Origin of the sequence: Pseudomonas sp. MF5691 (assembly GCF_016405645.1) — a bacterium.
Classification (GTDB): domain Bacteria; phylum Pseudomonadota; class Gammaproteobacteria; order Pseudomonadales; family Pseudomonadaceae; genus Aquipseudomonas; species Aquipseudomonas shahriarae.
In genome coordinates this window covers 103,186-117,682 of record NZ_JAEKDC010000008.1, presented here as the reverse complement: position 1 = coordinate 117,682, position 14,497 = coordinate 103,186, and the positions used below count along the sequence as shown (strand labels likewise).

Annotated in this window: 13 protein-coding genes and 1 pseudogene; 9 read left to right on the top strand and 5 right to left on the bottom strand. The window is 60.1% G+C overall.

Annotation, left to right across the window (positions count from 1 at the left end; genetic code table 11):
- Nucleotides 1-112: 112 nt before the first annotated feature.
- The gene (locus tag JFT44_RS13875) at nt 113-1,024 is read left to right on the top strand and encodes a DMT family transporter (protein ID WP_057437865.1); all 912 of its coding nucleotides are present in this window, start codon (nt 113-115) and stop codon (nt 1,022-1,024) included.
- A 57-nt stretch (nt 1,025-1,081) separates the two neighbouring features.
- Here JFT44_RS13875 and norR read toward each other — a convergent pair whose 3' ends face one another.
- Nucleotides 1,082-2,623 carry a nitric oxide reductase transcriptional regulator NorR gene (norR, locus tag JFT44_RS13870; RefSeq protein WP_057958352.1) on the bottom strand — a complete coding sequence of 514 codons (1,542 nt, stop codon included), beginning with the start codon at nt 2,621-2,623 and terminating at the stop codon, nt 1,082-1,084.
- A 156-nt stretch (nt 2,624-2,779) separates the two neighbouring features.
- On the opposite strand from norR, the gene hmpA reads away from it, so the two are divergent.
- From hmpA to JFT44_RS13855, 3 genes are all read left to right on the top strand, one after another.
- Nucleotides 2,780-3,961, top strand: a complete 1,182-nt coding sequence (gene hmpA / locus JFT44_RS13865; protein ID WP_057958353.1) for an NO-inducible flavohemoprotein — start codon at nt 2,780-2,782, stop codon at nt 3,959-3,961.
- Nucleotides 3,962-4,201: 240 nt separating this feature from the next.
- Entirely contained in the window at nt 4,202-4,708 is a 507-nt protein-coding gene (locus tag JFT44_RS13860; protein ID WP_057958354.1) for a disulfide bond formation protein B, read from the top strand.
- 155 nt (nt 4,709-4,863) lie between these two features.
- Entirely contained in the window at nt 4,864-5,184 is a 321-nt protein-coding gene (locus tag JFT44_RS13855; protein WP_128593286.1) for a hypothetical protein, read from the top strand.
- A gap of 77 nt (nt 5,185-5,261) precedes the next feature.
- Here JFT44_RS13855 and JFT44_RS28990 read toward each other — a convergent pair.
- Nucleotides 5,262-5,476 (bottom strand): annotated as a pseudogene (locus tag JFT44_RS28990) (hypothetical protein).
- Between the two features lie 27 nt (nt 5,477-5,503).
- Between JFT44_RS28990 and cyoA the strand changes: the two are divergent.
- Genes cyoA through cyoE form a run of 5 tightly spaced genes read left to right on the top strand, consistent with a single transcriptional unit; the run spans nt 5,504 to nt 10,328 of the window.
- Complete coding sequence (cyoA, locus tag JFT44_RS13850; protein ID WP_029300208.1) at nt 5,504-6,442, top strand: ubiquinol oxidase subunit II; 939 nt, start codon at nt 5,504-5,506, stop codon at nt 6,440-6,442.
- 3 nt (nt 6,443-6,445) lie between these two features.
- Nucleotides 6,446-8,464: a cytochrome o ubiquinol oxidase subunit I gene (gene cyoB, locus JFT44_RS13845; protein WP_057444528.1), complete on the top strand. Its 2,019-nt coding sequence runs from the start codon at nt 6,446-6,448 to the stop codon at nt 8,462-8,464.
- Between the two features lie 3 nt (nt 8,465-8,467).
- Entirely contained in the window at nt 8,468-9,094 is a 627-nt protein-coding gene (gene cyoC / locus JFT44_RS13840) for a cytochrome o ubiquinol oxidase subunit III (protein ID WP_038446230.1), read from the top strand.
- Nucleotides 9,094-9,429 carry a cytochrome o ubiquinol oxidase subunit IV gene (gene cyoD, locus JFT44_RS13835; RefSeq protein WP_029300215.1) on the top strand — a complete coding sequence of 112 codons (336 nt, stop codon included), beginning with the start codon at nt 9,094-9,096 and terminating at the stop codon, nt 9,427-9,429. The genes cyoC and cyoD overlap by 1 nt, the downstream gene beginning before the upstream one ends.
- 11 nt (nt 9,430-9,440) lie before the next feature.
- Nucleotides 9,441-10,328 (top strand): heme o synthase, encoded by an 888-nt coding sequence (gene cyoE / locus JFT44_RS13830; protein WP_029300217.1) that lies wholly within the window; start codon nt 9,441-9,443, stop codon nt 10,326-10,328.
- 647 nt (nt 10,329-10,975) lie between these two features.
- On the opposite strand, the gene JFT44_RS13825 is transcribed toward cyoE, so the two are convergent.
- The 3 genes from JFT44_RS13825 to JFT44_RS13815 all read right to left on the bottom strand — a co-directional run bounded on the left by JFT44_RS13825 (nt 10,976) and on the right by JFT44_RS13815 (nt 14,439).
- Nucleotides 10,976-11,680 (bottom strand): hypothetical protein, encoded by a 705-nt coding sequence (locus JFT44_RS13825; protein WP_198830811.1) that lies wholly within the window; start codon nt 11,678-11,680, stop codon nt 10,976-10,978.
- 108 nt (nt 11,681-11,788) lie between these two features.
- Nucleotides 11,789-12,706, bottom strand: a complete 918-nt coding sequence (locus JFT44_RS13820; protein WP_057960594.1) for a GTP-binding protein — start codon at nt 12,704-12,706, stop codon at nt 11,789-11,791.
- Entirely contained in the window at nt 12,703-14,439 is a 1,737-nt protein-coding gene (locus JFT44_RS13815) for an amidohydrolase (RefSeq protein WP_198830810.1), read from the bottom strand. Before JFT44_RS13815 ends, JFT44_RS13820 begins: the two co-directional genes overlap by 4 nt.
- Nucleotides 14,440-14,497 lie beyond the last annotated feature (58 nt).

Here is a 14,497-nt window from a genome sequence, read left to right as displayed (position 1 = left end):
CCTACTCCCGGCGGCTGGCGCTGTGATCCCTCGGCCCGACAAAAGCGCAAGAATCTGCAAGTGCCCAGCAGCAAGGCGGGGTGAAACTGTGGCTCAACCACCGGAGTGCGCCATGAACCTATCCCTGTATTTACTGACCGTTCTGATCTGGGGCACCACCTGGATTGCCCTCAAGTGGCAATTGGGCGTGGTGGAAATTCCGGTCTCGATCGTCTATCGCTTCGGCCTGGCGGCACTGGTGCTGTTTGGGCTGCTGTTGCTCAGCCGCAAATTGCAGGTGATGAACCGTCGGGGTCACCTGATCTGCCTGGCCCAGGGCTTGTGCCTGTTTTGTGTGAACTTCATGTGCTTCCTCACGGCCAGCCAGTGGATCCCCAGTGGCCTGGTGGCCGTGGTGTTCTCCACCGCGACACTGTGGAATGCGTTGAATGCGCGGGTGTTCTTTGGCCAGAAAGTTGCGCGCAATGTACTGCTGGGCGGCGGCCTTGGGTTGCTGGGGCTGGGGCTGCTGTTCTGGCCGGAACTGGTCGGGCACACGGCCAGCCCCGAAACACTGTTGGGCCTGGGCCTGGCGCTGCTGGGCACCCTGTGTTTCTCGGCAGGCAATATGCTGTCGAGCCTGCAACAGAAAGCCGGGCTCAGGCCGTTGACCACCAACGCCTGGGGCATGGCCTATGGCGCGTCGATGCTGGCGCTGTACTGCGTGGTCCAGGGCATTCCGTTTGAGATGGAGTGGAACACCCGCTATATCGGCTCGCTGCTGTACCTGGTGATCCCCGGTTCGGTGATTGGCTTTACCGCGTACCTGACCCTGGTCGGCCGCATGGGCCCGGAGCGGGCGGCGTATTGCACGGTGCTGTTCCCGGTGGTGGCATTGAACGTCTCGGCGCTGTTCGAGGGCTACCAATGGAGCGCCCCGGCGCTGGCCGGGTTGGTATTGGTGATGCTGGGGAATGTGCTGGTGTTTCGTAAGCCCAGGGCGGTCGCGCCTGTGAGCCCGCTTTTGCAACCGAAGCAAACCTAATGTGCAAGAAGATCTAATGTGGGAGCTGGCAGGCCAGCTCCCACAGTGTGATCCGCGTTACTTCAGGCCCAGGCGCTTGGCCATGCGCCCCAGGTTGGCGCGGTCCAGGCCCAGTTCGCGGGCGGCGCTGGCCCAGTTGTGCTGGTGGCGCTCCAGGCAGGCGCTGATCACTTGCCTTTGGTAGTGCTCGGTGGCCTGGCGCAGATCGCCAGTCACCACGGGGATTTCGCCAGGCTCCTCTATCAAGGGCGCAGAGTCATTGGGCAAGTCCAGGTCCTTGGCACTGAGGCTGAGGATCTTCGGTCGCTCGCGACAATTGCCCAGGGCCTTCAATGCGCTGCGGCCGATCAGGTGTTCCAGCTCGCGCACATTCCCGGGCCACCCATAAGCCAATAATGCCGCCTGGGCATCGCTGGTCAGGCGCAGGCTGCCCAGGCCCATGCGTGAACGGTTCTGTTCAAGGAAAAATCCGGCCAGCAACAACACGTCGCGCCCGCGTTCACGCAGGGCCGGCACTTGCAGGGGGTACACGCTCAAGCGGTGATAGAAGTCGGCGCGGTAGCGGCCGTTGCGCACCTCGGCGGCCAGGTCGCGGTTAGTGGCGGCGATCAGGCGCACGTCCACTTGATGCTCCTTATCCGAACCCAGCCGCTGCAACTGCCCGCTTTGCAGGACGCGTAACAGCTTGGCCTGGACCGTCAGTGACAACTCTCCCACTTCGTCGAGGAACAGGGTGCCACCGTTGGCCAATTCAAACTTGCCCCGACGCTCGTTCAGCGCGCCGGTAAACGCGCCGCGCACGTGGCCGAACAGCTCGCTTTCCACCAGGGTTTCCGGGAGGGCGGCGCAGTTGAGGCTGATCAGCGGCTTCTCCGCGCGGGGCGAGGCAGCGTGGATGGCCTGGGCCACCAGCTCCTTGCCGACCCCGGTTTCACCGGTAATCAACACGGTCAGGTCGCTGCCGCCCACCAGTTTGATTTCTTCCACCAGGCGCTTGTGGGTCTTGCTCTGGCCGATCATTTCCTTGTGCTGCTGGCCGCTGGCCTGGCGATAGATTTCCGCACGCTGGTGTTCGTCTTCGGCGCGCAGGGCCAGGTGCTCCATGCGTTCGGCCACATTGACCGTGGCGGCGGCGAGGCTGGCGAAGGCCTGCAAGGCGTCCAGTTCGACCCGGTCAAACCGCTCGGTGTCCAGGGCATCCAGGGTCAGCAGGCCCCAGGGATGGTCGTCGACAAACAGCGGGCAGCCCATGCAGTCGTGGACCTCCAGATGCCCGTGCAAGCCATCGACCAGGCCGTCGTAGGGGTCGGGCAGTTCGCTGTCACTGTCAAAGCGGGTCGGGCCGGGGCTGCTCAGCAGCACGGCAAAGCGCGGGTGTTCGCTGATCTTGAAGCGCCGGCCCAGGGTATCCGGGCTCAGGCCGTCCACGGCCAGGGGTACCAGCCATTCGCCGTCCAGGCGCAACAGCGCGGCGGCATCGCAGGGCAGCAGGGTGCGCATGGCTTGCAGCAGGCGTCGGTAACGCTCGCCTTCCGGCAGTTCACGGGACAGGTCAGCCACCAGTGGCAGCAGGGTGGTGAGCAGGGAATGTGCAGTCATAATGACTCCTTGTAGTCCTAATGACTATAAGGTGTAGGAAGTCATATTGACTATGTTTAATTTAAGTTGTTGATAAATAATGGTTTGTTAGTTGGCATGAATACTGATTGCTACAGGGTAATCATTCAGAAGCCTTAAAGGCTCAGGAGTCTCCCCATGCTTAGCGTTCAAGACCGTGCCATCATCAAGTCCACTGTGCCGCTGCTCGAAAGCGGTGGCGAAGCCCTGATCACCCACTTCTACCGCATGATGCTCTCCGAGTACCCCGAAGTGCGCCCGCTGTTCAATCAGGCCCACCAGGCCAGCGGCGACCAGCCCCGCGCCCTGGCCAATGGCGTGCTGATGTACGCCCGGCATATCGACCAACTGGATCAGTTGGGCGACCTGGTGGCCAAGATCATCAACAAGCACGTGGCCCTGCAAATCCTCCCGGAGCACTACCCGATTGTCGGCAACTGCCTGCTGCGGGCGATTTCCGAGGTGCTGGGTGACGAAATCGCCACCCTAGAAGTGATGAGCGCGTGGGGCGCGGCTTATGGTCAGTTGGCCGACATTCTGATCGGCGCAGAAAGCGCCATCTACGACGAAAAAGCCCAGGCCGTTGGCGGCTGGCGCGGGGCGCGTGCGTTTCTGCTGGTCAAGCGTGTGGAGGAGAGCAGTGAAATCGTCTCCCTGTACTTTGCCCCGGTGGACAATGGCCCGATCCTCGCCGCCGAGCCCGGCCAATACATCGGCCTGAAGCTGATCCTCGATGGCGAAGAAGTGCGCCGCAACTATTCATTGTCGGCGCGCACCGATGCGGGCCTGTACCGCATCAGCGTCAAGCGTGAAGCGGGCGGGCGCGTGTCCAATTACCTGCATGACCAGATGCACGTGGGCGCGACCATCGACCTGTTCCCGCCATCGGGGGAGTTCACCCTGGTGCCCAGCGACAAACCCCTGGTGCTGATCAGCGGCGGGGTGGGCATCACCCCGACCTTGCCGATGCTGGAAGCGGCCCTGGCCACCGAGCGCCCGGTGCATTTTATCCACTGCGCACGCAATGGCGGCGTGCATGCGTTCCGCGATTGGGTCGATGCCCTGGCTGCGCGCCATCCGCAACTGCAGCGCTTTTACTGCTATGCCGAAGACGACGGCATCAGCCCGGCGGCGGACAAGCTCGGTTTGCTGACCCAGGAGCAACTGGCGGCGTGGTTGCCCGAAGAGCGTGATGTGGATGCCTACTTCCTGGGGCCGAAGGGTTTTATGAGCGCGATCAAACGTCACCTCAAGGCGCTCGGTGTACCTGAGAAGCAGAGCCGGTATGAGTTCTTCGGGCCGGCGGCGGCGCTGGAATAAGCGGCCGCTCTTCAACACCGTATTGGCCTCTTCGCGAGCAAGCCCGCTCCCACATTTGATCTGTGAATACATTCAAATGTGGGAGCGGGCTTGCTCGCGAAGAGGCCCGAAAGACCACCACATTAATGTGTCGTTAACCCGCCTGCGCCTAAGATTGCGACGCCTACTGCTAAATTTTCACCACCTGTGTGTAAACTTGCGGCCATTGGCACACCCATCATTAGGCAAAGGGAAACGGGGATGATTGACGAAATGCGGTTGGGCCGTGAGCGGCGCTTCCTGGTGTTGCTGGGCATCATCTGCCTGGCGCTGATCGGTGGCGCGCTTTATATGCAGATAGTGCTGGGCGAAGCGCCATGCCCTTTGTGCATCTTGCAACGCTATGCCTTGTTGCTGATTGCGCTCTTTGCCTTTATTGGCGCGGCCATGCGCACCCAGCGCAGTGTCACGGTCTTTGAAGTGCTGGTCGTGCTCAGCGCCCTCGGTGGTGTCGCTGCCGCCGGGCACCATGTGTATACCCAGTTCTATCCGACCATCAGTTGTGGCGTCGATGTGCTGCAGCCGATTGTCGATGACCTGCCCCTGGCGAAGATCTTCCCCCTGGGCTTCCAGGTCGATGGTTTCTGCAGTACCCCGTACCCGCCGGTCCTGGGCTTGTCCCTGGCCCAGTGGGCGCTGGTGGCGTTTGTGTTGACGGTGATCCTGGTGCCCCTGGGCATTTACCGTAATCGCAAGCACAACGCTTAAATCGTCCTACAAAGCGCCCCTGTCCTGCTGATGCAGGCAGGGGCGTTTTTGTGTGTGGGCATTTTGTGAAGGGGTCATGACGCTGGACAAGATTGGCTGCGCGCAACGTGCGACACGTTGTCACACTGAGGGCGCCGCAGGACATTTCATACCCCATGGCACAGCGCTTAATCGACCATGGGTTGGGCGCTTTTGCCTGTCACTTTCCACCCTGGCCGACCCCGCGCGCGGCGTGCTCTACAGAACATCCGATGATGGGCGAATGCCTTGTTTTTAGCGGGCTTGCCTGGGGTTTGGCGACCCTGGAAGAGGTCTCTGGGTGCGACAGAATGGGCAATAACACGGCTTTTTTTGGGGTTTTTGTTGAGAATCAAACGCGATACGATCCCGAACCTTTGCAACAATGGCGCAGGATTATTGCTGGAAACGATAAAAATTATTTCTTTATAGGTCATGGTTTATACATCGCCAGCTAACTACAATCGCCCGCACTGAGTGTCCGGTGCTGCTCAACCCTGAGCAAATAGGGCGGTCGAGAGGCGGAAACAATGCTTCATGCGACCCCAGGTGCCGGCAGCCTTTCAACTATCCGCACCAAATGGAATTGGTCTGTAACAAGGCCTTTGACCAACGAAATCGAATAAGAATTCACCGCCAGACCTGGACGTGTCGATCAGCGCATGAAGCGCCGGGCAGGCCCTTATTCAATCGAAGAGAAATGCCAACCCTTGGCAGGGTGAAGTGTTGGCGATCAAAACCCAACTGCATTGCGCAAGCTGCTTTAGAGGTCGTGAGATGAGTAAAAACAGGTACACCCGATTACTAGGCATAGTGCCGCTTTTCGGCATGTTATTGCTGGGAGGCTGCAACTGGACGCTGCTCGACCCTGTGGGTCAGGTCGGCGTAGAGCAACGTAACCTGATCATCACGGCCACCTTGCTGATGCTGTTGGTCGTGGTGCCGGTGATCGTGATGACCTTCGCGTTCGCCTGGAAATACCGCGCGTCCAACACCAAGGCGACCTACGCGCCGAAGTGGTCGCACTCCACCAAGATTGAAATCGCGGTGTGGCTGGTACCTGTACTGATCATTATCGCCCTGGGTTACATCACCTATAAGTCGACCCACGAGCTGGACCCTTACCGTCCGCTGGAATCCGACGTGCCGCCAATCACTATCGAAGTGGTCGCGCTGGACTGGAAGTGGCTGTTCATCTATCCCGAGCAAGGGATCGCCACCGTCAACAAGATCGTGTTCCCGGCCAACACCCCGATCAACTTCAAAGTGACCTCGGATGCGGTGATGAACTCGTTCTTCATCCCGGGCCTGGGTGGTCAGATCTACGCGATGGCGGGCATGCAGACCAAGCTGCACCTGATTGCCAACCAGAACGCCGAGCTCGACGGTATCTCCGCCAACTACAGTGGCGCGGGCTTTACCGGCATGAAATTCAAAGCAATCGCCACCACCCAGGAAGACTTCAACGCCTGGGTACAAGAAGCCAAGAGCTCACCAAAACAGCTTGAAAAAGCTGAATACGAAGCCCTTGCCAAGCCAAGCCAGAACAACCCTGTAGAGCTGTACTCCTCGTACACGCCGGACCTGTTTCAGAAAATCATCGACAAGTATGAAGGGATGAAACCAGGCAAGCCGGTCAAGCACGAGAAGAAAGAAGTGGCTGCTGTGGAAGGGACGGACGCAAATTCGCATTCAGCTGCCGGGGCAGAGGAGTAAACGATGTTTGGTAAATTAAGTTGGGAAGCGGTCCCATTCCACGAGCCGATCGTGATGGTGACCATCGCCATGATCGCGCTGGGTGGTCTGGCACTGTTTGCGGCAATCACCTACTTCAAGAAGTGGACCTACCTGTGGACCGAGTGGCTGACGTCGGTCGACCACAAGAAAATCGGCGTGATGTACATCATCGTCGCCATGGTCATGCTGCTGCGTGGTTTTGCCGACGCCATCATGATGCGTACCCAGTTGGCCATGGCCACCGAGGGTTCGCCTGGCTACCTGCCGCCTGAACACTATGACCAGATCTTCACCGCCCACGGTGTGATCATGATCATCTTCATGGCGATGCCTTTCTTCACCGGCCTGATGAACCTGGCAGTGCCGCTGCAGATCGGTGCGCGTGACGTTGCGTTCCCGTTCCTCAACTCCCTGAGCTTCTGGCTGCTGGTTTCCGGCGTGGTGCTGATCAACCTGTCCCTGGGCGTCGGCGAATTCGCCAAGACCGGTTGGGTTGCCTATCCGCCGTTGTCGGGGCTGCAATACAGTCCGGGCGTGGGGATGGATTACTACATCTGGGCGCTACAGCTATCCGGGTTAGGTACGACGCTGACGGGGGTCAACTTCCTGGCCACCGTGCTGAAAATGCGTACCCCAGGCATGAAACTGATGGACATGCCGATCTTCACCTGGACCTGCACCTGGGCCAACGTTCTGATCGTGGCTTCGTTCCCGATCCTGACCGCTACCCTGGCACTGTTGACGCTTGACCGTTACATGGATTTCCACATTTTCACCAATGAACTTGGTGGCAATCCAATGATGTACGTGAACCTGTTCTGGGCATGGGGTCACCCTGAGGTGTACATCCTGATCCTGCCAGCGTTCGGTATCTTCTCCGAAGTGATCTCGACCTTTACCGGCAAGCGCCTGTTCGGTCACCACTCGATGGTCTACGCCTCGGGCGCGATCTCCGTACTGGGCTTCATGGTCTGGCTGCACCACTTCTTCACCATGGGTTCGGGGGCCAGCGTCAACGCCTTCTTCGGCCTGGCGACGATGCTGATTTCGATCCCTACGGGGGTGAAGCTATTCAACTGGCTGTTCACCATCTACCACGGCCGCCTGCGCTTCACCAGCCAGGTTCTGTGGACCCTGGGCTTCATGGTGACGTTCGCCATCGGCGGCATGACCGGCGTACTGCTGGCCATCCCGGGTGCTGACTTCGTGCTGCACAACAGCCTGTTCGTGATCGCGCACTTCCACAACGTGATCATCGGTGGTGCGGTATTCGGCTACATCGCTGGTTTCAGCTTCTACTTCCCGAAAGCGTTCGGCTTCAAGCTGCACGAAGGCTGGGGCAAGGCTGCGTTCTGGTTCTGGATCACCGGCTTCTTCGTCGCGTTCATGCCGCTCTATGCACTGGGCTTCATGGGCATGACCCGTCGTCTGAACGCCACTACCAACCCTGAGTGGGTGCCGTACCTGTACGTCGCCATGTTCGGTGCGGTGATGATCGCTGTCGGCATCGCCTGCCAGCTGATCCAGCTGTACGTGAGTATCCGTGACCGCAAGCAAAACGCCTGCGACTCCGGCGACCCATGGAATGCACACACCCTGGAATGGTCGACCTCGTCGCCACCGCCGTTCTACAACTTCGCTGTACTGCCGAAGGCCGAGACCATCGACCCGTTCACCGAAGCCAAGGAAAACGGTACTGCGTACCAGCGACCTGTGCGCTACGAACCGATCCACATGCCGAACAACACCGCCACTGGCGTGGTGATGGGCGCGCTGTTGACGGTCTTCGGTTTCGCGATGATCTGGCACATCTGGTGGCTGGCCATCGCTAGCCTGGCTGGCACCGTGATCTACTTCGTGATCCACGCGGCGCGTGATGATCAAGGCTACATGGTGCCGGTCGACGTGATCGAGCGCATCGAAGCCGAGCAGCACGCTCGCCTGGTAGCCGAGAAGAAGATTCCGGCCAACCGTGTTGAAACCTCGTTGGAACAGGCTTAAACCATGTCGAACTTAGTGACCAATGCTGGACACGCCCATGTCGATGACCATGGGCACGATGACCATCACCACGACTCGGGCGAGATGACCGTATACGGTTTCTGGCTCTACCTGATGACCGACTGCATCCTGTTTGCGTCGATCTTCGCGGTGTACGCGGTACTGGTAAACAACGTAGCGGGTGGCCCGTCGGGCCACGACATCTTCGAACTGAATTACGTGCTGGGCGAAACCGCCTTGCTGCTGTTCAGTTCGATCACCTACGGCTTCGCCATGCTGGCGTTCTTCCGTGGCAACAAGGCAGGCGTGCTCAAGTGGCTGGGCCTGACCTTCCTGCTCGGCCTTGGCTTTATCGCCATGGAGATCAACGAGTTCCACCTGCTGATCTCCGAAGGCTACGGCCCTAGCCGCAGCGGCTTCCTGTCGGCGTTCTTCACCCTGGTCGGTACCCACGGTCTGCACGTAACCGCCGGTCTGATCTGGATGGCGATCATGATGTACCAGGTCAACAAGCATGGCCTGACGTCGACCAACAAGACCCGCCTGAGCTGCCTGAGCCTGTTCTGGCACTTCCTGGACGTGGTCTGGATCTGCGTCTTCACCGTTGTCTACTTGATGGGGACTCTGTAATGGCTAATGCACACTCCCATGACAGCCATGATGCGAGCCACGGCAGCGTAAAGTCTTACGCTATCGGCTTCATCCTGTCGGTGATCCTGACGATCATCCCGTTCGGCCTGGTGATGTACCCAACCTTGCCGAAGGCCACGACACTGGCCATCGTGCTGTTGTTCGCGGTGATCCAGGTGGTTGTCCACCTGTATTACTTCCTGCACCTGGATCGCTCCCAGGCCCAGCGCAACAACGTGATTGCGTTTGTGTTCACGGCCATTGTGATCCTGCTGCTGGTTGGCCTGTCGTTGTGGATCATGTTCAGCATCCACACCTACATGATGGCGAAGTGAGGTAAGACCCGATGTCGCTTAAGCACTTTATCCAAATCACCAAACCGGGGATCATTTTCGGTAACGTGCTTTCTGTGGCAGGCGGTTTCTTCCTGGCCTCCAAGGGGCATGTCGATCTGGCCATCTTCCTGGCGGCAATGATCGGCACTTCCCTTGTTGTGGCGTCCGGTTGCGTGTTCAACAACTGCATCGACCGTGACATCGATATCAAGATGGAGCGCACCAAGAATCGCGTGCTGGTCCAGGGCCTTATCTCCCTGAAACTGGCACTGATCTTCGCGACCGTCCTCGGTGTTGCCGGCGTGGCATTGCTGTACACGGTGGCCAATCCGCTGGCGGCGTTGTTTGCCGTGATCGGTTTTGTCATCTACGTCGGCCTCTACAGCCTGTACCTCAAGCGCAAGTCGGTTCACGGCACGCTGGTGGGCAGCCTGTCGGGGGCGATGCCGCCGGTGATTGGTTATGTGGCTGTGACCAATAGCTTCGACATGGCTGCGCTGGTGCTGCTGGTGATGTTCAGCCTGTGGCAGATGCCGCACTCCTACGCCATTGCGATCTTCCGTTTCAACGACTACCTGGCGGCTTCGATTCCGGTATTGCCGGTCAAGCGTGGCATCCAGGTGGCGAAGAAACACATCCTGCTGTACATCCTGGCCTTCCTTGTGGCGACCTTGATGTTGACCTTCAGTGGTTATGCCGGCATGAGCTACCTCGCCGTCGCCGCGGCCATGGGCATGTACTGGTTGTACATGGCCTGGACCGGCTACAAGGCGGTGGATGACACTGTCTGGGCGCGTAAGTTGTTTGTCTTCTCGATCTTCACCATTACGGCTTTGAGCGTGATGATGTCCCTGGATTTCCAGGTGCCGAAAGAGTTGTTGCTGACTTACGCCCACTGAGTTGGGATGTCATGAAAAGCCCCGCCTTTGAGAGAAGAGCGGGGCTTTTTTGTGGGGTGGGGGTTGGTATGGGTACATATCCATTTCTGCGGTAACGGCGGCTATTGGTTCCGCTCTTACAGCGGGTCACTTTTGGAAAAGAGCCCCAAAAGTAACCAAAAGGGCTCTTGCCCCACCACTCGGTGCCTCGCCTAGGCTCGGCATGCCCGCAGTCAGGCATTGCTCCGTGGGCCCGCCGCGATCGGCCATCCATGGCCGTGTCGCGGCTACCCCGGCATCCATGCCGGGGTGCCCACTGCGCAATACCTGCCTGCGGCCATCGTGGTTTAACGGGGCGCCTAAGATCAAGATCAAAAGCCAGATCAAAAGCAGAGCAACAGCAACAGCAAAGCCGGGGTGCGAAGCTGCCTTCCCCTGTGGGAGCTGGCTTGCCTGCGATGGCGGCAGGTCAGTCAATAGATTTATCGACTGATACACCGTGGCCCCCCCAAATTAATGTCGGATGAGGGGCATGCCGAGTCTAGGCGAGGCACCGAGTGGTGGGGCAAGAGTGTTTTGCTTACTTTCGCGCTCTACAAAAGTGAGCCGCTGTAAGAGCGGAACCAATAGCCGCCATTACAAAAAACGGATATGTACTCAATCAAGACCTATTGCTGAGCAATGCTATACCCATCAAACGCCGTCTGCTGTTGCAGCGCCGTCACAATACTCTTGCGCGTCAAAGGCTGCTCGGCACCGGAGTTATCCACAAAGCTTTCACTCTCAAGCTCCGCCTCATCCCCTTCACCCACAAAACTAAAGCCCAAAAACTCCAGCGCCTCGCGGTCAACATTGAGCTTGGAGCGCGGCGTGCGCATCGGCAGGGTCACGCTGATCCCGTCCTTGCTGATCACAAACACCTCAACTTCCTTCTTCGCCCGCGCAGCCTTGCCCTTGCCGACGCTCGGGTTGCTGATGGCCTGGTGGGTCTGGTTCAACACCTTGAGCGCCAGGCCATACACCAGTTCCTGGAACTCGGGGTCGTCCTTGAAGCTGGAAAGGATTCGGCTGATCGAAAACTTGCTGCTCAGGTCTTCCAGGGCTGCGTTGTCGGCGGCTTCGGCGTCTTTGAGCTGCTTGAGCTGGCCCATCAGGTCATAGGCCTGGTCATCGTCAAAGGCATCGTGGGCCTGGCGGATGGCGACGCGCAATTCGCGGATCTGGTCGCTTTCCTTGGAGGTGTGGAACGCGTCCAGCACCATTTCACTGATGTTCTTGGCCGCTGGCACATGCTGTGAAAGATTGATGGCGTTTTCGTATTCAGCTTTGGACTGCAAAGTGACTACGGATTCTTCAGTACGGGAATCTGACATTGAAATTTCACTACTTCTGTAAGCGGGGAGACGGGAAAAACGTCGGGCATTTTCAAGGGCCGGGGTAGCAAGGTCAAGGCGGCACTCTGCCTTCATCGTCATCCGCGCTTACAGTTCCTGCATCTCCTGCAATTGCGCCTCCAGCGTTTCCCGCAGCCCGCTATCCCGTCGGGCGATAAACACCAGTTGCGCCGAGTCCTGCGCGTGCTCGCCGCTGGCCAGGCTGAACTGGCTGCGGTTGCCCACATGTTGCAACCAGAAGGGTTGCTCATTGCCCTGTAAATGCACCAGGCCTTTAAGGCGGAACAAGTCCTTGGGCAGTTGCCCCAGCCAATCGCGCAGGGCTTTGGCCGGCAGGGCCTGGGTGGCTTGCCAGGTCCAGCTTTCGAAGAGTTCGTGGTGCGGCGTCGGCACGGGAGTGAAGCCGTTGCGCGGGGTGCGCTCGCCCAGCAGCAGGGCATCGGGGATCTGCGCCTGCACGGTGCTGATCACGCGTGTGCGGGCACCGATAGTTGCGCGCAGGCTTTGCAGTTCGGCGGCGCTGACCAGGTCGGCTTTGTTCAGCAGCACCAGGTCGGCACAAGCCACCTGAGCGCGGGACAAGCGTGCGAACTCACCTTCCAAGGCGCCATAGCCGCTGGCGTCCACCAGGGTGATCACCGTATCCAGATGCAGGTGCGCCTTGAGCTGTGGATAACCCAGGGTTTGCACAATGCGTTGCGGGTCGGACACACCGCTGCACTCGATGACGATACGGTCCAGGCGGGGGCGCAGTTGGCTCAGGCTCACCAGCTGCGCCAGCAGGTCCTCTTGCACGGTGCAGCAGATGCAGCCGTTCTGCAGGCTGAACACGGCGTCGGTGACTTCGGCGATGATCGCCGCATCGATGTTCAGCTCGCCGAAGTCATTGACGATCACCGCCATGCGCCCATGTTGCGGCTGCTGGGCGATGCGGTTGAGCAGGGTGGTCTTGCCTGCGCCGAGAAAGCCCGAAACTACCGTGACTGCAATGCTCTCGCTATTCATTCGATCACCGGCGGCAGGCCTTGCCACACGGCTTGCAGCGCCGTGCCTTCAAAGGTGTTGAGGCGGTCGTACACCGGCCGACCATCGACCAGGGTCAGCAGCACCTGGGTCTGGTGGATGTAGTTGCGCGCCGGCTGGGCGAACAGGTCACGGTCGATCACGATCAGGTCGGCGCACTTGCCCACCTCCAGGCTGCCGGTGGAGTGCTCCAGGCCCATGGCGTGGGCGCCGTTGAGGGTCGCCACTTGCAGTGCCTGTTCCAGGGTGATCGGCTCGCCGAAGCAGTCTGGTTCCTGGTTCCAGGGGTTCTGCCGGGTGACCATGGTTTCCAGGGCCAGCCACGGGTCAATCGAGGCCACCGGCCAGTCGGTGCCCATTACCGCCAGGCCGCCTTCGGCCAGCACACCTTTGAAGTCGTAGATGCGCTTGAGGCGCTCGGCGCCATAACCGGAGCGGGCGCCGCTGGCAAACGGCGTCGGGTACCAGGCCGCCGGGGAGAACTCGGCGATCACATTCAGCGCCTTGAAGCGCTTGAGGTTGCCCGGATGCAGCAACGTGCTGTGGGCGCATTGGTGACGAATGCCGCTGTCACCGTTGACCCGCCGCGCTTCGGCGACCGCATCAAGGAATACATCGGAAGCGCCGTCGCCGGTGCAGTGAGCGATCACCCGCAGGCCACGGCGGTCCATGTCCACCACCATGTCGGTGATATGTTCCGGGGTCAGGTTGAGCTTGCCGCGCCAGGTGGAGTCGGCCGCCCAGGGGGTCATCAGGTACGAAGACTTGGGCTCCACGGTGCCGTCGAAGTGGAATTTCACCGCGTTGGCGTTCAGCCGCGCGCTGCGATAGTAGTGACGCTCGCCGCCGAGCAGTTCCCAGCGCCGGCGCACCGGGAAGATATCGTCCTGCCAACTGATCGCGGCTTCCACGCGCAGGCTCAATTCGCCCGCATCGTCCAGCTCCTTGAGGGCGTCCAGGCGCCGCTCGCAGACGTGAACATACTTGGTCGCGGTAACGCCACGCGAGCTCTGGAAATGCACGCCGTCGCGATAGGCCCGGCGCAGCACCGCCACCGGGGTCGGCGGCATGGCCGCGTGGATCAGCGCGTAGGCACCGTCGATCATCAGGCCGTTGGGCTCGCCGCTGAGTTCGTCGCGCTCCATATAGCCGTTGCGCGGGTCGGCGGTGTGGCGGTCGATGCCGGCCAGTTTCAAGGCGCAGGAGTTGACCATCATGGTCCCCCACATACGGTCCAGCAGCGCCACCGGGCGGTCCGGCATGATGCTGTCGAGCCATTCGCGCCCTGGGGTCAGCTCGGCTTCGCGGAAGGTGTAGCGCACCCAGTATTGGCCGTAGATCCAGCCATCGCCGGGGTGGGCATCGGCGTAGGCGTGGATCGCCGCCGCCAGTTGTTCGGGGGTGGGATCTTCGATGCCCACATCCAGGTCATCGCTGTAGCGTGGCGCCAGGGCGAGGTCGGGATGGGTGTGCATATCGTGCAGGCCGGGCATGCAGAATGCGCCCAGCAGGTCATGTTGGCGGGTCTGCGGGCCGATCAGGTGTTGCAGGTCGGCGAATGTACCGACTGCGATAAAACGTCCCCCGCGAATCGCCACCGCGTCGGCCCACGGCTGGGCCGGGTCGAGGGTGTAGAAGCGGCCGTGGTGCAGCACTAGGTCAGCGTGCTCGCCGACAACGGAGTGGGTGGAAGTGAATTGGTCGGAAGCGGTCACGGGGGAAACCTCAATATTCAGAAGCGGCGACGATCAAAGGGTGGGAGCTGGCTTGCCT